The organism is Acinetobacter sp. YH12046 (genome assembly GCF_013419905.1).
In the GTDB taxonomy this organism is placed as follows: domain Bacteria; phylum Pseudomonadota; class Gammaproteobacteria; order Pseudomonadales; family Moraxellaceae; genus Acinetobacter.
The window spans coordinates 1-17882 of sequence record NZ_VOZF01000030.1 but is presented as its reverse complement, the minus strand read 5'-3'; the positions used below and the strand labels follow the sequence as shown (position 1 = coordinate 17882).

Below are 17882 nucleotides of genomic sequence, written 5' to 3'. Positions count from 1 at the left end.
AAAGACATAAACCAAAGAAGTTACTCAATATGGAAATATCATCCCAGATCCAGATCAAATCTCTAGAGCAAATATCACAGCCGGAATGGCTGTTTTTATGGAAAGGCTATCAAACCTTTTATGAGGCGCAAATTTCAGAAAAAATCAGTGAAAATACCTGGGCCAAGCTCACTAGTCCTGGACAGGACAATATGTATGGTTTTGCTGCACTGATTGATGGAAAAGTAGTCGGGCTAGTTCATGTGGTTGAGCATGACAGTAGCTGGACCATGCGTCCTTATGCCTATTTGCAGGATTTATTTGTTCATCCGGATTATCGCGGGCAGGGCATAGCACGTGTACTGATTCAGCATATCTATGATGTAGCAAAGCAGCGTAATTGTGATCGGGTGTACTGGCTGACCCATGAATCGAACCATAAAGCCAGATTGCTCTATGATAAAGTGGCCAAAAAAACCGGATTTATCCAGTATCGTATGTCTTAAATGCTTAGATTTACACGAGAATTTACAATTTTATCGTTTCATAGTTGCAACAAAACGTTTTATCTTTAGGGATGTAAACGGTTCAAGATTCTATAAACTGAAGTTAATTCAGACGAGAGATAACAACATGAATTTGAAAACATTAACTTTAGGCTTGGTAGCCGCATCTATTGCAACTTTTAGCTTTGCAAAACCGGTGACTTATACAATTGATCCGAGTCATACTGCGACGGTATTTAGCTGGAACCATTTTGGGTTTTCTACGCCATCAGGCAATTTCTCTGATATTCAGGGTAAAATTGTGGTCGACAATGAACAGCCAGCAAAATCTTCTGTAGATGTGACCATTCCAGTTTCTAGTATTAATACCAACGTAACTGCACTGGATGACCATTTAAAGAAAGAAGATTTCTTTGATGCAGCCAAATATCCAAATATTACGTTCAAAAGTACTAAGGTAGAAACCAAGGACAAAAAGAACTTCAAGATTACCGGTAATTTAACCGTTAAAGGCGTGTCCAAACCAGTGGTATTGGATGCCGTGTTAAATAAACAGGGTGAACATCCAATGGCAAAAGTTCCGGCAATTGGTTTCAATGCCACAACATCATTTGACCGTTCTGCATTCGGCTTAGGCGCGAATGTTCCGCATGTGAGTGACAAGATTACTGTTCAGATCACCACTGAAGCGACCATTCCTACAGAACCTGCAAAGAAATAAGATTTATTTCCATTCTGCATAAAAATAAAAAAGCACCTTTATAAAGGTGCTTTTTTATTGGGCCAATAGATGAATTATGAAACAGAATCGGCATCTATCTAAACTAAAAAATCTTAGCTATGATTCCATTAATCTATTTTGCAAACTTTTAATTATAAATATTTATCCAGTACCTTTGCTCAAGATACTATTTTTAACTGAGTCAGATATTGCTCTAGGACAGCTTTAGAAGTGCCTTCCAGTACAGGTGCAAATTGAAGATTGGCTGCCCGAAGAACTGGGATATTAATTTTAGCTTGACGTAATTCAGAGGTATGACCAACTAGCCACTTTTCCAGGCTATCGCCAGCGACTTCAGGATGAAATTGCAGAGCCAGAATATTTGATCCTATCCGGAAAGCCTGATTTGGATAGAGATTGGAACTGGCTAATAATTCAGCCTGTTTAGGCAGATCAAAAGTATCGCCATGCCAATGTAGCACTTCAATATTTTCCAAGGCTTGTAGTGGATTATTCTCAGTGGCTGGAAGACTAAGTTTAGACCAGCCAATTTCTTTGCTATGTCCTGCATAGACTTTAGCACCGAGTGCATGAGCCATGAGTTGAGCACCCAGACAAATACCTAAAGTGGGTAAATTCTTTTCTAAACGCACTTTAAGTAAGTCTATTTCTTGTTGTAAGAAAGGGTAGTCCTCCGTTTCATAAACACCAATTGGACCCCCTAAAATAATTGTCAGACCTTTATATTCATACGCTTTACGCAGGTCATCAATACCGGCTTCAAAATAGCGAACACGTAATCCCAGCTGATAAAATACATCTTCCCAGGCACCTAGGTCTTCAAAAGCCAGATGTTGAATGGCATATACGGTATCGGGGAAGTGATCAAGGTTCAGCATAGCAGTCAGGTCTAAATGGAAAATATTTATTTAACGTTATTCTGCAAAAAATTAGAAGTCTTTTTAATCCGGTGATTTAGCCTTAGGTAGGTGATTCATCCGAATCGGCAATCCTATGTAAGACTATAACTCCGCTTTGTATCAATATGCAGCGATATTTTCCTTTTCTATAAAAAAGGCGTTAGAGTAGAAAGCAGTGGATAATCATAAGAGGCAGGATAAAAAATGCACAATATCTGCTTATATGTCGATAAAAAACGTATCAGTCCTTATACCATGTCGGTTTATGTGGCTCTAAAAGAGAAAGGACTCAACTTTCAGGAAAAAATGATCGATCTGGATCTGCTGGAACAGCAATCTTTAGCTTATCGTAAAATTTGTCCGAGTGGCAAAGTCCCTTGTCTGATCATTGATGATTTTCATTTATTTGAATCGTGGGCGATTACTGAATACCTGGAAGATGCTTTTCCGGCACCGGATTATCGTGCTTTATATCCTGCAGAGATGAAAGCCAGAGCAAAATGTCGCGCCGTTCAGGCTTTGATTAAAACTGATTTTTCCTCTATCCGGCAGGATATGCTTTCAACTTCGATCTTTGTTCCACCTAAAAGGCCTTTAATCGCATCGGCTGAAACCATGCAGGATATTCAGCGCTTACTGGCAATCACAGAAATTTTAGTTGAAGAGTTGTGGCTCACCGAACAATGGTCAATTGCAGACTTTGATCTAGCCTTTATGCTGCATCGTCTGCTTAGTCATGATGTTGAGCTTCCCGAAAAGATTCAGGCCTATATCCAGCGTAATTTTCAGCGATCTTCAGTGCAGTCCTGGATTTTGGAAAATGAAAAATTGAGGACTCATGCTGAGTTTTGATTCTATGTCCGGTAGAGAGGTTAATTTAATAATTTAAGTACTAAGTTTGCTTAATGAATAGACATGGATATTTTAAAAGAGAGCCAAGTTATACAAAAAATTGCTTAAATATCAGCAGAGCAAGCGTAGTATAGAAAGTATAGGTAATAAGAAGTAGCTAAAACTTAGAATCAGATTCAAATGAAAAGGAGTATAAGGTGGGTGGATCACATCATCATGATCATAGTCATGTAGAAGTTAGTGCCAAGAATGCCAAAAAACTGTCCATCGCCTTAGCCCTAACGACAGCCTTTTTAATTGTAGAAGTTATTGCCGGTTTTATGACTCAGAGTCTGGCCTTGCTTTCTGATGCAGCACATATGTTTACCGATGCCGCTGCATTGGCGATTGCACTGGCTGCGATTAAGATCGGGCAAAAACCCGCAGATGATAAACGTACCTTTGGCTACCAGCGATTTGAAATTCTGGCAGCTTTGTTTAATGCGATTATGCTATTTCTGGTGGCGATGTATATCTTGTTCGAAGCTTACCAGCGCCTGAGCCATCCCCCTGAAATTGAAAGTCTGGGCATGTTGATTGTCGCCATACTTGGACTGGTCATTAACCTGATCTCCATGAAAATTCTGGTTTCTAGCAGTCAGGAAAGCTTGAATATTAAAGGGGCTTATCTGGAAGTACTGAGTGATGCACTAGGTTCGGTGGGTGTCATTATTGGCGCAATCATCATCTATTTCAGCGGTTGGATGTGGATTGACACCGTGATTGCGGTCATGATCGGATTCTGGGTCATTCCACGGACATGGATTTTATTGAAACAGAGCATCAATATTATGCTGGAAGGAGTTCCCGATGAAATCGATATTGAAAAACTGCGCCATGACCTACTGGCGCTAGACGGTGTTAAAGATATTCATCAGCTAAAAGTCTGGGCGATTACTTCCAAGAAAGTCATGCTAACCGTGCATTTGGTTGCGCCAGACGTTGACTATAAAAAGTTGCATCAGGAGGCATTCGAGATGTTGCACCATGAACATCACATTACCGAGATGACATTACAAATTGAAGCAGAAGATTGTCCCCCGGAACAGCATCGGCAATCAGCCCATTCGCATGAGCATCATAGGCATAAAGAAAGCCATCAACATTAAGTATGAGAAATTTTGCCATCACACTTAATGTATTTTTAAACTTCGATCCTTTATTTTAGCCTTTTAATAATGAAACAATTACATCTTTATAACTCGGTGGCGCTTTCACGTAATCGCGCTCTCGCAACATCTGATGCATTTTGGGCAGATTTTGATGTGGAACAGAGGCCATTAAATGATGTTCAATATGATAATTCACATGAATCGGTGCAACGAAAGCTCGCGCTAGCCAGCCTGCACGGGTGGTACGGGTATTAGTTAGTGCAGAATGGCTGGTTTCCAGACCAGCATGCTCAGCCATTGCCCGGATACGGATAAACAGTGGGAAAGGGGTGATATAAGCTAACGGCCATAATAAATAAAGTTTCGGATGACCGCTGGCCCAAAGTGCAGAAAATAGGGCAGCATTGGAAATCAGCATGCCCGAGCTATTTTTTAACAGATTCTTTGCCAGTTCCAAGTTACTGCGATTATCACGAGGAATTGGTTTCGGATCATTGGAAACACTCCATTCCAGAAGTTCTAAATCCATCAAGACTCGGCCAGCCAGAAATTTTAGGCCGGATTGACCATTTAAATCTCTAAAGAATTTTCTAAATAATGATTGTTTAGTAATTGGAAAGTTTTTCACCAAACCTAAATCTGGATCATCAAGTTGAGAGGTGCGGGCATGATGTTTCAAATGATAAGGACGATATTTACCGACCTCATTCCAGATCGGACGGGCGCACAACCAGTCAGTGAAGTGTGTGTTTAGCCACTTGGTTTTAAACAGACTGTGGTGTGAGGCATCGTGCATTAAAATGGCCATAGCCAGCTGACGACCTGCCAGAATGGCTAATGCCAAGGCACATATCAATATTTTCCCCCAGACTGGTAAATATTCCCAGCTATAAGCGACTGTGCCAAAGGTCAAAACAATCACAGCCCAAGTTGAACCCACTGCCAGAGCCCCCTGTAAGTCGGATGGGGTGGTCAGCTCCCTGATTTCTTCACGGCTAAATAGCTCTGTGATACTCACTTTACTGTTCATTATTCTGCCTTGATCTAGTTCTTGTATTTCTTGTCACTATATTTGAATTAAAATATTACAGTCAATTTATTTTTGTGAGTGTATGGGAAATAAATTATACACCTTGCTGCTGAAAATATTGCTGCCATAACTGCTGGCCTTGTTCTTCCATACGCCGTACAGCCAGTTCAAACTTTTGTCGGGCTGGAGCGTCTAGCCATTCTTCAGGCAATAGCGGATCTGCACGCAGACTAAATACAGCAGATTTTGCCAGATAAAAGGCAGTTTTAGCTGATTCAGCCAAGGATAACTGTTGATGGTTTTCAAACCATTGTTCAATTTCCTGACTGATATTCAAATAAGTTTGATGCAGGCCATGAATATCCCAAAGTGCAGATACATGAGTGTGCTGATCGATCTCGCTGACCTGAAAAAATCGTGCGCCTTGATCCAGACCAAACTTGACGGCTGCTGATTTAAGCTCATTCAAACTGAGTTGTAAATTATCCGGGCGGATAAACACGTTCTGTTCCAGTTCCTGAAATCCATAATAACGCAGGGCTTTTTCCCGTTTAGATAAGGCCGTACGATCTACTCGCCCCAAAGCACCGGTATAAACCAGAATGTACTTACCCTCCCAAGCCGTAGCGGTCTGCATATTGGGATGTTTGTTCAGGCTGATAAAAGAAGTATCAAATTTTTTTTCAATTAACTGATAAATGCCGCGTTCTACTGACTGAATGATCTGATCCTGATTGAGTCGTGCGACTGCAACCCGCAAGCTGTTGTCAGAGATTCCTAATAAATCTGCTGCACATAACATCTGTTTGATGCTAACAGTAGAGTTATGTGAGGCATAGAGCAGGTCTAGCACCAGATGTCGGGCATTCAGTTTATAAGTCATGAAACTAGATCGTGATTAGAAAATGAGAAATTGGAAACTTTTTGTACAATAGCATTTTGAATAGGAAGAACCAAAGAGGAATACGACTAAAGTGTTTGTATATTCAGGCAATTAATTTTAATTAAAGACAACGTATATGGATAAAAATGACTAGATAAGGTGTTGGTTTTCTACTGAGGCACAGTATTTCACAGTCAATAAGCTGGTCTAAGCAGCAAGTCAGCGAAAAAGACGTGAATCTGTTTTTATTCTTGATTATTTTTAATCCCAGCTCCCTAGGGAACTGGGATTACCTAAAAAATTAAAGTGAAGTGTTAGTTATAACTGCTTCAAAATTGGGTATATGAACAAGAAAAAGATTTCTTACTCACACAAATTACCCTACATATTCGGGTAATTCGGACCACCGCCACCTTCCGGTGTTACCCAGGTGATATTCTGAGATGGATCTTTGATGTCACAGGTCTTGCAGTGTACACAGTTCGCTGCATTGATCTGGAAGCGTTTTGAACCGTCATCATTTTCCATGATTTCGTAAACACCCGCCGGGCAGTAGCGCTGTGCAGGCTCATCCCATTTTGGTAAGTTGACATCTACTGGAATCGAAGCATCGGTCAGTTTTAAATGCGCAGGCTGGTTTTCTTCATGCACCGTGTTCGATACAAACACAGAAGACAGACGGTCAAACGTCAGCTTACCATCCGGTTTTGGATAGTTCGGCTTGAAGTTCACTGCATCAACCGTTTTTAGCGTGCTGAAGTCAGGAACCAGGTCATGCAGGGTGAATGGCACTTTGAATACGTTCTGGTCGATGAAGTTGAATGCACCACCCATCCATTGACCAAACTTGTGCATTGCCGGGCCAAAGTTACGCGCGCTGTACAGCTCTTCTTTTAACCAGCTGTTGTTGAACTTGTCTGTATAAGCAGTTAGCTCTTTTACGAAGAAGTCTTCGCCTTCAGTTACACGTGCAACGGCAAGGTCACCGCCTTTTTTTACACCGGCAGCAATCGCTTCAAATACCGCTTCACCACACAACATGCCGGATTTCATGGCAGTGTGTGAGCCTTTGATCTTGGCAAAGTTCAGGAAGCCGGCATCATCACCGATTAAAGAACCACCCGGGAAGGTGAATTTCGGCAGGGAGTTAAAACCACCTTTGGTTACGGCACGCGCACCATAAGAAATACGTTTACCGCCTTCCAGATACTGTTTGATCAGTGGATGGGTTTTCCAGCGCTGCATTTCCATGAATGGATACATGTGTGGATTTTCATAAGAAAGATCCACGATCATGCCTAATGTCACCTGGTTATTTTCAGCATGGTATAACCACCAGCCACCTGAAGAACCGGTTTCAGATAAAGGCCAGCCTGCACCATGCATTACCAGACCTGGTTTATGCTTGGCAGGATCAATTTCCCAAAGTTCTTTAATGCCGATCCCGTAGTGCTGTGGATCAGCATCTTTATCCAGATTGAATTTTTGGATCAGGCGTTTACCTAAATGACCGCGGCAGCCTTCAGCAAAGATGGTGTATTTGGCATGCAGCTCATAACCCGGCGCAAAGTTATGCGTCGGTTCGCCATCTTTACCAATACCCATGTCACCGGTTTGGATACCTTTCACCGTACCATCTTCATGATACAGAATTTCAGAAGCAGCAAAGCCCGGGAAGATCGATACTTCCAGCTCTTCGGCTTTCTGGCCTAACCAGCGCACCACGTTACCCAGTGAGATCACGTAGTTACCATCGTTATGCATAGTTTTAGGCACCATCCAGTGCGGTGCTTCTTGTGATTTTTCATCTGAAAGAAGGAAGAAAGTTTTGTCTTCTGTCACTGGTACATTTAAAGGTGCACCTTCTTCTTTCCAGTTCGGGAATAGTTCGTTCATGGCACGTGGTTCAAGCACAGCACCCGAAAGAATATGTGCACCGACTTCGGAGCCTTTTTCTACGACACAAACGGACAGATCATTTAAATTGTTTTCAATTGCAAGTTGACGGATCTTGATTGCAGCAGACAGGCCGGCAGGACCCGCACCTACGATCACAACGTCAAACTCCATCGATTCTCTAGAAATATCTTCCATAATAAGAAATCCTGTTTCGCTTAGCGGTATTTTACCACAGTGAAAAAGTTTTTAAATAGAAAGTTGGGAATTGATTATGAAAAAAGCCTCCTAGGAGGCTTTTTCTAAAACGGATTAAGATTTTTGAGGATCGTAGAGTTTTTCTTTGATGAACAGTGCAGGGAGCAGACCACAGATAAAGTATGCTGCACCCATGACCAGGAAGCCTAAACCGATCGAACCGCCAGTTGCCAGATAACCAATCGTAGCTGGCGCAATCGCTGCACCCAAGCGACCGACGTTATATGCACCACCAATTGCTGTACCACGTACATTGGTTGGGAAGCTTTCAGTCATATATGTTGCATTCACACCATATGGAATACCATATAGGAAACCGAAGATCACCAATAAGTATAGAATGTTGTCTGGTGAATTATAGAATACGATCAATGGCAGGAAGATCGCTGTACCAATTGCACCGAAGGCATAAGTAAAACGACGTCCGAATTTATCTGCCATTAAGCCTGCAAGGATTTTACCGAGAATCATCGCGGTATAAGTACCGACCATGTAGGCAGTCATTTCCTTGAACTTCATACCGAGTTCACTTTCAAGGTATGTCGGCATCCAGTTATTAACGCCATAGTAACCAAACTGAAGGAAACCAGCAGTTAAAGCCCATAAGATAAACATGTTGCGGTTTTTCTTATCCTGGAAAATCAGCTTCCAGGTCGACTCAGCAGGTTTGTCAGTCACTTCAACTTTTTTGAAGCGGTTTTCTTGCCATGCAGCTGGTTCTGGAACCATGATGTGCATCAGGATCGCCATTACGATTGGAATTGCAGCCACATAGAACAGCATGCGCCAGCCGTGATCTGGAATTAACCAGCCCGCAAGCAAGGTCGCAACGATATAGCCAACTGTCCAGCCAGCCTGTAATGTACCTAAAACAGTTGTACGATATTTAGTTGGTACGTACTCAGCCATTAAAGTATTCGATGCAATATACAAAGAACCCAATCCAAGAGAAGCGAAGAAACGTAATGCACCAAATTGAGCAAAGCTTTGGGTAAAACCAAGACCACAAGTCAATGCCGAAAATAAAAGGATTGAGACAACGACGGTACGTACACGACCGAATTTATCACAAGCCCACCCTCCGAATATACCTCCAACTGCCATACCTGCAAGGGTAAAGCTTCCGAGCATCCCAGCTTCCACAGAGGTTAGGCCAAATTCAGCTTTAATACTGTTTAAGCTGTAGGAAAGCAGCATTAAATCCGCACCATCGACCAGCAGGGCGAGGAATGCAAAGATAAATGCGATTTTCCAGGTATTTGGGCCAATTTTTGAAATTGTATTCGTTATAGCCATCATCCATTACCTATAAAAAAGGCCTGATCGCAAGGAGAGTTGATCAGGCCAAACTTGTTACTGAGTCGCCTCGCGAATCATATTGCGAGCAATAATGACTTGCTGGATCTGCGTGGTTCCTTCATAAAGACGGAATAAACGCACATCGCGGTAGAAGCGCTCAATTGCATATTCACTGATGTAGCCCGCGCCACCATGGATTTGCACACCACGGTCAGCGACACGGCCACACATTTCTGTTGCAAACATTTTTGCGCAAGATGCTTCAGTACTTACGTTCTGGCCGGCATCACGACGACGCGCTGCATCAAGCACCATACATTTCGCTGCATAAATTTCAGCTTTAGAATCTGCCAGCATGCCTTGGATCAACTGGAAGTTGGCAATCGCCTGACCGAACTGCTTACGTTCAACGGCATATTGCAATGAATCTTCCAGCATACGGGTTGCAGCACCCACGCTTAGTGCGGCAATGTGGATACGGCCTTTATCCAGAACCTTCATCGCAGTTTTAAAGCCAACGCCTTCTACACCGCCAATCAAAGCTGATGCAGGGATACGGCAGTTTTCAAAGATCACGTCACAGGTATGTGCGCCTTTTTGGCCCATTTTCTTGTCACGTTTACCCAGTGAAATACCTGGTAATTTGCTATCAACGATGAACGCTGAAATGGCAGCAGCGCCTTTCAATTCTGGGTTGGTACGAGCCATTACCGTGAACACACCCGCATGTGGGGCATTGGTAATAAAGCGCTTGGTACCATTCAGGATGTACTCATCGCCATCTTTCACAGCAGTGGTTTTCAAAGATGCTGCATCAGAACCTGAATCCGGTTCAGTCAAACAGAACGAGCCAATGATTTCACCGCTAGCCAGTTTTGGCAGGAAGTGCTGTTTTTGCTCTTCAGTACCGTCGATGATCAGGCCAGATGCGCCGATACCGTTATTCGTACCAATCAATGAGCGGAAAGCAGGGGAAGTACGGCCCAGTTCAAAAGCGATATAGACTTCTTCTTCCATGGTCAGGCCAAGACCGTCATATTCTTCAGGAATGGTTAAACCAAATAAGCCCAACTCTTTCATTTGTTGCACGATTTCTGCAGGAATTTCATCCGTTTCTGCAACAATTTCTTCATTTGGGATTAATACGCCTTCTACAAATTGGCGAATCATATCTACCAACTGGTCTAAGGTTTCCTGATCACGAATCATGTCCTAACTCCGTATCTAGGATTTCGTTCTGTCCACATCTTGTCCAATGTGAATAAAAACTCATCACTAAGCTAAATTTATGCGGATACTAATTAAAATTAAAACAAGGATCAATATATACGAAAGTATATTTCGCTGTGCGATATATATGTTTTGCTTTAAAATTAGATTTAAATAATTGATTTAGTTTGATTAATGCTATTTTTAAGGCGTTATAAAATATTTTTTGTTCAAATTTGAATAGTTTACTTTGAACGAAATTTATGTATATTGTTAATTAAATACCGCTGTGCGAAATGAGAAGGTTATGGAAAGCACTGAAATTTTAAAATTGACTGTACAGGAAGATGGCGTCGCGATTGTTCAAATCCATCGCCCGGAAGCACGTAATGCCTTGAACCTGGAATTACGTCAGCAACTCTCTGAAGCATTTCAATACCTTTCAAAATTAGATGCTGTAAAAGCCATTGTTTTGACCGGCGGTGAAAAGGTTTTTGCTGCGGGAGCAGACATTAAAGATTTCACTACTGCAACCACAGCACAAATGTATTTACGCCATACTGAACAGTACTGGCAAAGTATTACTGACTGTCCGAAACCGATTATTGCGGCTGTGAATGGTTATGCACTCGGTGGTGGCTGTGAACTGGCCATGCATGCCGACATCATCATTGCCGGTGAAAATGCCAAATTTGGTCAGCCTGAAGTAAAACTGGGCTTGATGCCGGGTGCAGGTGGAACACAACGTTTACTGCGTGCGATTGGTAAATATCAAACCATGCTTTGGGTACTCACCGGTAAACTGGTGAAAGCTGCTGAAGCTGAGCGTATGGGCTTGGTTTCTGAAGTCGTGGAAGATGAAAACACTATTACGCATGCCATTGAAATTGCTCAAACCATTGCATCTTTCTCTCCAATTGCAGTGCAGCAAATTAAAGAAGTGACCAATCTTGGCCAAGATCAATCTTTACAAGGTGCTTTGGCATTGGAACGTAAAGCTTTCCAGATTTTATTTGATACCAAAGATCAGAAAGAAGGCGTGAATGCGTTCTTTGAAAAACGTCCTGCACAATACACTGGAGAATAAGACATGACCATTCAATCTATGGCGCTCATTGGTACTGGTGTAATGGGCATGGGTATCGCGCAAATCGCAGCCCAGGCAGGTCTGGAAGTGCGCTTATTCGATGCCAAAGCAGGTGCGGCAGAAGCAGGTTTGGCTAAACTTAAAGCTACGCTTGAAAAGCTGCAAGCCAAAGGTAAATTTACTGAAGAAGTTCTGAATGCAACTCTGGCACGTTTCAAAATCCTGAATAGCATTGAAGAAGTGGCTGGTGTTGATCTGGTGGTTGAAGCCATCATCGAAAATCTGGACATCAAGCAAGGTTTATTTAAACAGCTGGAAAGTATCGTATCTCCAGAAACCATTCTGGCAACCAATACCTCATCACTTTCAGTGACTGCTATTGCATCCAACCTTGAGCATCAAGGTCGCATGGCTGGATTCCATTTCTTTAATCCAGTGCCCTTGATGAAAATTGTCGAAGTGATTGCTGGCCTAGCAACAGATGAACAGGTCGTTGCAGATCTACTCGAACTGGCACAACGTATGGGGCACTTCGGTGTGCGTACCAAAGACACGCCTGGGTTTATTGTTAACCATGCCGGCCGTGCTTATGGTACTGAAGCACTAAAAATCCTGGGTGAAGGTGTAGCTTCTGTTTCTGAAATCGACCGTATTCTGCGTGAAGGTGCCGGTTTCCGTATGGGACCACTGGAATTGTTTGACCTGACTGCACTGGATGTTTCTCATCCAGTGATGGAATCGATTTTCAACCAGTATTATCAGGAAGATCGTTATCGTCCAAGCGCTTTAACCCGTCAAATGCTGGCTGGTAAAAAAGTCGGTCGTAAAGTCGGTGAAGGTTTCTATAAGTATCAGGATGGTCAAAAGACCAATGAAGCTCCGGCTCAGATTGCGCCTGAAGTAACTGAATTCAGCCCGGTCTGGATCAAAGCAGATCTTGAACAGGATGCCAGTATCTTGCGTGACTATATCCGTGAGCAAGGTCTGGTTATCGACAGTGCAGAAACTCCGGCAGCTGACAGTCTGATTCTATTGGCCACTTATGGTGAAGACACCACGACTGCAGCGCTTCGTTTTGATGTCGATGCGACTCGTGCAATCAGCATCGATATGCTGACTGATTTTGCCAAGCACCGTACCATCATGCCTTCGATTGCAACTCAAAAAGCCTATATCGACCAGGCACATGCATTGTTTGCTAAAAATGGTCATGGCGTATCGGTAATTGCTGAAAGTATTGGCTTTGTCGCACAGCGCGTATTGGCAATGGTCGTGAATCTGGCTTGTGATATTGCCCAACAACAAATCGCAACTGCAGCCGATATCGATAAAGCAGTAAAACTTGGTCTGGGCTACCCACATGGACCAATTTCATGGGGTGATGTTTTGGGCGCAGAACGTATCCTGTTGATCCTGGAACGTATCCTGACAAATACCGGTGACCAGCGTTACCGTCCAAGTCCATGGGTACAACGCCGTGCCCGTTTAAAACTTTCTCTTCTTCACACTGCAGCAGTTTAAGGAATCAAACTCATGTTAAATGCATATATTTATGATGGATTACGTACGCCATTTGGTCGTCATGCAGGTAGCCTGGCAAAGGTTCGTCCAGATGATCTTGCTGCACATGTGATTAAGGCACTGGTAGAGAAGCATAATTTAGCTGCTGATATTTTTGATGATGTAATTCTGGGTAATACCAATCAGGCGGGTGAAGACAGTCGTAACATTGCACGTCATGCAACGTTATTAGCGGGTCTGGATGTGAAAACGCCAGCACAAACTGTGAACCGTCTATGTGCTTCTGGCTTGGCTGCGGTGATTGATGCTGCTCGTGCAATTACTTGTAATGAAGGGGATATCTTCCTTGCAGGTGGTGTCGAGTCGATGTCTCGTGCACCGTTTGTCTTTGCCAAATCTGAAACACCATTTAGCCGTGATTTTAAAGTATTCGATTCAACCATCGGCGCACGTTTTCCGAACCCTGCCATTGAAAAACAGTTCGGCAATGACACCATGCCGCAAACTGGCGATAATGTAGCAGTAGAATACGGTGTAACCCGTGAAGATGCAGACCAGTTTGCTGCAGCATCACAAGCCAAATATGAAGCAGCTAAACAGGCAGGTTTCTTTGCTGACGAGATCGTGGGTGTTGAAGTGCCACAAGGCCGTAAATTGCCCCCAAAACTGGTCGATCAAGACGAACATCCACGTCCATCTTCTAACTTGGAAGCGCTACAGAAACTACGTCCACTGTTTGAAGGCGGTGTAGTGACTGCGGGTAATGCTTCTGGTGTCAATGATGGTGCAGCAGCGCTAATCATTGGTTCTGAAGCCGCTCAGGAAAAACTGGGCATCCAGCCAATGGCGAAAATCATCGCTTCAGCGGCTGCGGGTATTGAACCACGTATTATGGGCGCCGGTCCGGTTGATGCGATCAAACTAGCATTAAAACGTGCCAACCTGACTTTGGATGACATGGATATCATTGAAATCAATGAAGCATTTGCATCTCAAGTTTTAGCATGTCTAAAAGGTTTAGATGTGGCATTTGACGATGCACGTGTCAATCCAAATGGTGGTGCAATTGCAGTTGGTCATCCATTAGGTGCATCAGGTGCTCGTTTAGTGCTCAGCACTGCTCGTGAATTGCAGCGTAGCGGCAAAAAATATGCTGTGATTAGTCTGTGTATCGGTGTAGGTCAAGGCCTGGCACTGGTCATCGAACGCGTATAACAAAGGAAAAACACATGGGTGCATTAGAGGGTATTCGCGTACTGGATTTAAGTCGCGTACTTGCAGGTCCTTGGTGTGGTCAAATCCTCGCGGATTTAGGCGCTGAAGTGATTAAAGTTGAACGTCCTAAAACGGGTGATGATACCCGTATGTGGGGACCACCTTGGATGAAAAATGACCATGGTGAAAATACACGTGAAGCGGCGTACTACCAGTCAGCCAACCGTAATAAAATGTCAGTTGCGATTGATATTTCAACGCCTGAAGGTCAGGAACTGGTCAAAGCACTGGCTGTAGATTCTGACGTGGTCATTGAAAATTACAAAGCGGGTTCTTTGAAAAAATACGGTCTGGATTATGAAAGCCTGAGCGCGATTAATCCGAAACTGGTGTATTGCTCAATTACTGGCTTTGGTCAAACTGGCCCTCGTGCACCTGAACCAGGTTATGACTTCATTATCCAGGGGATGGGCGGTTTAATGTCTGTCACTGGTGAGAAAGATGACTTACCGGGGGGCGGACCACAAAAAGTCGGTGTGGCTTTTGCGGATTTGACCACGGGTTTGTACTCGACCATTGCCATTCAGGCGGCTTTGTTAAACCGCCATGTGACTGGTCTCGGTCAGCATATTGATATGGCATTGCTGGATGTACAAGTGGCGTTACTCGCAAACCAGGGTATGAATTACCTGGCTTCGGGAAAAATCCCGGGTCGTTATGGTAATGCACATGCCAATATTGTCCCTTACCAAGTATTCCGTGCTGCGGATCAGGATTTCATCATCGCCTGTGGTAATGACAAACAGTTTATAGCCTTGAGCGCTGCAATTGGTTTGCCAGATTTACCGCAAGATCCACGTTTTGTGACCAATGCACTGCGTATTCAGCATCGTGCAGAAATCACAGAGCTGCTAGCCAAACATTTCTTAAGCAATACTGCGAAGCATTGGGTAGAAGCAATTCATGCAGTGAAAGTTCCGGTAGGCCTGATTAATAACCTTGAACAAGCTTTCCAGGAACCACAAGTGCAAGCGCGTAATATGCTGGTTGAGATCCCCCATCCGTTAAAAGAAAAATTAACGGTGATTGGTTCACCAATTAAATTATCGCGTACACCAGTGGAATATCGTAAAGCACCACCAATGTTAGGTGAGCATACGAATGAAATTCTTTCACGTGTCGTGGATGAGGAAAAACTAGAGGCCCTAAAAGCTCAAGGTATTGTTGGTTAATCAAAAAGAAAACCCATAAGTCCAATAAAGAAGCAACTTAATCAAAGTTGCTTCTTTGCTATATACAAGATAATTATTTATAATTTCGCAATGCGAAACACTTATTATGAATTTGAAGGACGGTGAAGACATGTCTGATGATGTACCTGAAACCGATCAGTCGGAAGAAAAATTAATTGCGCCTTTGCGCCATGAGTTATTGCATCCGATCGAAGATATGCAGGATGAAAATGACCGTCAATTTATTACAGCTTTAGCACGTGGTCTGGAGTTACTGCGCTGCTTTAGTCCAAAACATCAGCATCTGGGCAATCAGGAACTGTCACAGATGACAGGTCTACCTAAACCGACGATTACCCGTTTAACCCATACCTTATCCCGTTTAGGATATTTAAAGCAGGTTCCGAATTCGAGCAAGTTTCAGCTCTCAGTCGGCGTACTGTCTTTTGGTTATTCGATGCTGTCGAATTTATCCTTACGTTCAGTTGCACATCCATTAATGAAAAATCTGGCGGACTATGCTGAGGCAGCTGTTGCGATGGCAACCCGTGACCGTCTGAATATGATTTATCTGGATGTGGTGCAGGGCAAAGGCAATGTCACCATGCGTCGTCAGGTAGGAACCCATTTGCCGATTCATTTAAGTTCAATGGGGCGTGCCTGTCTGGCTGCAATGCCAGAAGATGAGCGTGATTTTCTACTTGATGCGATTCGCCGTAAACATGCTAAAGAATGGCCACAGATCCAAAAAGATCTGGAGAAGTCATTTAAAGACTATCAGGAATATGGTTTCTGCTTTTCAATCGGTGAATGGCATAAGGATGTCAATTCGGTTGCAGTTCCTTTTGTCCATGAACAGCATGGTCTACTGGTGTTTAACTGCGGCGGTCCAAGTTTCCTCCTCAATGAAGAGAAAATCAAAAATGATATTGCACCACGTTTATTACATATGGTGAATAATATTAGAAATGAGTTGGGATAATACATTTCTCAATTGATTAATTTTAGAAAATAGTAGGTATTTCAATTAAATACCTGCTATAAAATATCTATAAAATTCATTGAAAATAATAATTCTTTTACCTGATAATAATTTATCATTATTTTACAAATACTTAATTAATTCCTCTATGGTAATTCATGAGTGTTTTTATCACTCATAAGACCTTAATTTAAATTAAAAATAGCTTGATAACTAAAGATGATAAGGGGTATGAAAACTAAGATGAAGACAATTACAACAGCTCTTTCTTTGGCGGTAGTTGTTATAATGGTGACTGCATGTGGTGGTGCAAAATCCTCTACAACAGTGAATACACCCCCGACTAATGGCGGTACTACACCGACTACGCTTGCTTATACCTATGACAAAGCTAAATTTAATGTTGTGGATAACGCTGCGCCTACTAAACAGGTAAGGATCGAGATTGCTGATCTTGATGTTCAAAAGAATGCATATCTGCAACATTCTGTCCAAAAGATATTTAAATACATTCAGGATTATCAGAATGGTACGATCACGGCTGAAGACCTGACCAATGCGGGGATCGCAATTCAAGATCCGTCACCAACATTTTGGCTGATGCTTCAACTGAAACTGATGTAACTGGTCTGGGCGCTTATGCAAAATGGCAATCTGACAAGGGGTAATCCCCCCTAAAAATAATAGGATCTAAAAGTAGAATTTTCTCTTAAGATACGAGCAGGAGATTCTGCATGAAAACATCTAAATTTACTGACAGTCAGATCATGTCCATCTTGAAACAGGCAGAATCTGGCACACCTGTAGCGACCCTTTGCCGTGAACACGGCATGAGTAATGCTACCTTTTATAAATGGCGTGCCAAATATGGTGGTATGGATACATCATTAATGGCTCGACTGAAAGAGCTAGAAGCCGAAAATACCAGATTTAAAAAGATGTATGCGGAAGAGCGATTAAAGGCCGAAATCATCCAGGAAGCGATGGCAAAAAAGTGGTAAAGCCATCTTGCCGGCGTAAGATGGCACAACAGGCAGTTGCCCAGCATGCCATTAGTATTCGTTTGGCTTGTAAAGCATTTGGCATTAGTGAAACCTGCTACCGCTATCAAGCCAAACTCAGCGATGACAATGCACTCATT

The 17882-nt window shown here is 42.9% G+C and carries 16 protein-coding genes and 1 pseudogene; 11 read left to right on the top strand and 6 right to left on the bottom strand.

What is annotated here, in order from left to right; all coding sequences use genetic code 11:
• Positions 1–29 precede the first annotated feature (29 nt).
• Together FTU03_RS13490 and FTU03_RS13485 are read left to right on the top strand one after the other, a co-directional pair.
• The gene (locus FTU03_RS13490) at positions 30–485 is read left to right on the top strand and encodes a GNAT family N-acetyltransferase (RefSeq protein ID WP_179993378.1); all 456 of its coding nucleotides are present in this window, start codon (positions 30–32) and stop codon (positions 483–485) included.
• Between the two features lie 127 nt (positions 486–612).
• On the top strand, positions 613–1206 hold the full coding sequence (locus FTU03_RS13485; RefSeq protein WP_179993379.1) for a YceI family protein: 594 nt from the start codon (positions 613–615) through the stop codon (positions 1204–1206).
• 179 nt (positions 1207–1385) lie between these two features.
• Here the strand turns inward: FTU03_RS13485 and FTU03_RS13480 are convergent, their stop codons facing one another.
• Positions 1386–2105 (bottom strand): glutamine amidotransferase, encoded by a 720-nt coding sequence (locus FTU03_RS13480; protein ID WP_179993380.1) that lies wholly within the window; start codon positions 2103–2105, stop codon positions 1386–1388.
• A gap of 225 nt (positions 2106–2330) precedes the next feature.
• On the opposite strand from FTU03_RS13480, the gene yfcF reads away from it, so the two are divergent.
• Both yfcF and FTU03_RS13470 read left to right on the top strand, forming a co-directional pair.
• Complete coding sequence (gene yfcF / locus FTU03_RS13475) at positions 2331–2978, top strand: glutathione transferase (RefSeq protein WP_179993381.1); 648 nt, start codon at positions 2331–2333, stop codon at positions 2976–2978.
• 197 nt (positions 2979–3175) lie between these two features.
• The gene (locus FTU03_RS13470; RefSeq protein ID WP_179993382.1) at positions 3176–4126 is read left to right on the top strand and encodes a cation diffusion facilitator family transporter; all 951 of its coding nucleotides are present in this window, start codon (positions 3176–3178) and stop codon (positions 4124–4126) included.
• Positions 4127–4181: 55 nt separating this feature from the next.
• Here FTU03_RS13470 and FTU03_RS13465 read toward each other — a convergent pair whose 3' ends face one another.
• The 5 genes from FTU03_RS13465 to FTU03_RS13445 form a co-directional block, all read right to left on the bottom strand.
• Entirely contained in the window at positions 4182–5159 is a 978-nt protein-coding gene (locus FTU03_RS13465) for a fatty acid desaturase family protein (RefSeq protein WP_179993383.1), read from the bottom strand.
• Positions 5160–5253: 94 nt separating this feature from the next.
• The gene (locus tag FTU03_RS13460; protein ID WP_179993384.1) at positions 5254–6042 is read right to left on the bottom strand and encodes a PaaX family transcriptional regulator C-terminal domain-containing protein; all 789 of its coding nucleotides are present in this window, start codon (positions 6040–6042) and stop codon (positions 5254–5256) included.
• 381 nt (positions 6043–6423) lie between these two features.
• Positions 6424–8136 carry an electron transfer flavoprotein-ubiquinone oxidoreductase gene (locus FTU03_RS13455; protein WP_180012231.1) on the bottom strand — a complete coding sequence of 571 codons (1713 nt, stop codon included), beginning with the start codon at positions 8134–8136 and terminating at the stop codon, positions 6424–6426.
• 114 nt (positions 8137–8250) lie between these two features.
• Positions 8251–9492: an MFS transporter gene (locus tag FTU03_RS13450; RefSeq protein ID WP_004786258.1), complete on the bottom strand. Its 1242-nt coding sequence runs from the start codon at positions 9490–9492 to the stop codon at positions 8251–8253.
• 57 nt (positions 9493–9549) lie between these two features.
• Entirely contained in the window at positions 9550–10704 is a 1155-nt protein-coding gene (locus tag FTU03_RS13445; RefSeq protein WP_166135179.1) for an acyl-CoA dehydrogenase family protein, read from the bottom strand.
• 307 nt (positions 10705–11011) lie between these two features.
• On the opposite strand from FTU03_RS13445, the gene FTU03_RS13440 reads away from it, so the two are divergent.
• The 7 genes and pseudogenes from FTU03_RS13440 to FTU03_RS13410 form a co-directional block, all read left to right on the top strand.
• Positions 11012–11791 (top strand): enoyl-CoA hydratase, encoded by a 780-nt coding sequence (locus tag FTU03_RS13440; RefSeq protein WP_004786253.1) that lies wholly within the window; start codon positions 11012–11014, stop codon positions 11789–11791.
• 3 nt (positions 11792–11794) lie between these two features.
• A complete protein-coding gene (locus FTU03_RS13435) occupies positions 11795–13312 on the top strand; it encodes a 3-hydroxyacyl-CoA dehydrogenase (RefSeq protein ID WP_179993441.1) in 1518 nt (505 codons plus the stop codon).
• A 12-nt stretch (positions 13313–13324) separates the two neighbouring features.
• Complete coding sequence (locus tag FTU03_RS13430; RefSeq protein WP_179993440.1) at positions 13325–14527, top strand: 3-oxoadipyl-CoA thiolase; 1203 nt, start codon at positions 13325–13327, stop codon at positions 14525–14527.
• 14 nt (positions 14528–14541) lie between these two features.
• Positions 14542–15759 carry a CaiB/BaiF CoA-transferase family protein gene (locus FTU03_RS13425; protein ID WP_179993439.1) on the top strand — a complete coding sequence of 406 codons (1218 nt, stop codon included), beginning with the start codon at positions 14542–14544 and terminating at the stop codon, positions 15757–15759.
• 130 nt (positions 15760–15889) lie between these two features.
• Positions 15890–16741 carry an IclR family transcriptional regulator gene (locus tag FTU03_RS13420; RefSeq protein WP_004786244.1) on the top strand — a complete coding sequence of 284 codons (852 nt, stop codon included), beginning with the start codon at positions 15890–15892 and terminating at the stop codon, positions 16739–16741.
• Positions 16742–16984: 243 nt separating this feature from the next.
• Positions 16985–17365 carry a hypothetical protein gene (locus FTU03_RS13415; protein ID WP_125278366.1) on the top strand — a complete coding sequence of 127 codons (381 nt, stop codon included), beginning with the start codon at positions 16985–16987 and terminating at the stop codon, positions 17363–17365.
• Positions 17366–17475: 110 nt separating this feature from the next.
• Positions 17476–17882 (top strand): annotated as a pseudogene (locus FTU03_RS13410) (transposase); the annotation flags it as partial.

Coding starts and splice junctions, on each gene's coding strand:
- FTU03_RS13490 (WP_179993378.1), top strand. CDS start 30: ATGGAAATATCATCCCAGATCCAGATCAAATCTCTAGAGCAAATATCA.
- FTU03_RS13485 (WP_179993379.1), top strand. CDS start 613: ATGAATTTGAAAACATTAACTTTAGGCTTGGTAGCCGCATCTATTGCA.
- FTU03_RS13480 (WP_179993380.1), bottom strand. CDS start 2,105: ATGCTGAACCTTGATCACTTCCCCGATACCGTATATGCCATTCAACAT.
- yfcF (WP_179993381.1), top strand. CDS start 2,331: ATGCACAATATCTGCTTATATGTCGATAAAAAACGTATCAGTCCTTAT.
- FTU03_RS13465 (WP_179993383.1), bottom strand. CDS start 5,159: ATGAACAGTAAAGTGAGTATCACAGAGCTATTTAGCCGTGAAGAAATC.
- FTU03_RS13460 (WP_179993384.1), bottom strand. CDS start 6,042: ATGACTTATAAACTGAATGCCCGACATCTGGTGCTAGACCTGCTCTAT.
- FTU03_RS13455 (WP_180012231.1), bottom strand. CDS start 8,136: ATGGAAGATATTTCTAGAGAATCGATGGAGTTTGACGTTGTGATCGTA.
- FTU03_RS13450 (WP_004786258.1), bottom strand. CDS start 9,492: ATGGCTATAACGAATACAATTTCAAAAATTGGCCCAAATACCTGGAAA.
- FTU03_RS13445 (WP_166135179.1), bottom strand. CDS start 10,704: ATGATTCGTGATCAGGAAACCTTAGACCAGTTGGTAGATATGATTCGC.
- FTU03_RS13440 (WP_004786253.1), top strand. CDS start 11,012: ATGGAAAGCACTGAAATTTTAAAATTGACTGTACAGGAAGATGGCGTC.
- FTU03_RS13435 (WP_179993441.1), top strand. CDS start 11,795: ATGACCATTCAATCTATGGCGCTCATTGGTACTGGTGTAATGGGCATG.
- FTU03_RS13430 (WP_179993440.1), top strand. CDS start 13,325: ATGTTAAATGCATATATTTATGATGGATTACGTACGCCATTTGGTCGT.
- FTU03_RS13425 (WP_179993439.1), top strand. CDS start 14,542: ATGGGTGCATTAGAGGGTATTCGCGTACTGGATTTAAGTCGCGTACTT.
- FTU03_RS13420 (WP_004786244.1), top strand. CDS start 15,890: ATGTCTGATGATGTACCTGAAACCGATCAGTCGGAAGAAAAATTAATT.
- FTU03_RS13415 (WP_125278366.1), top strand. CDS start 16,985: ATGAAGACAATTACAACAGCTCTTTCTTTGGCGGTAGTTGTTATAATG.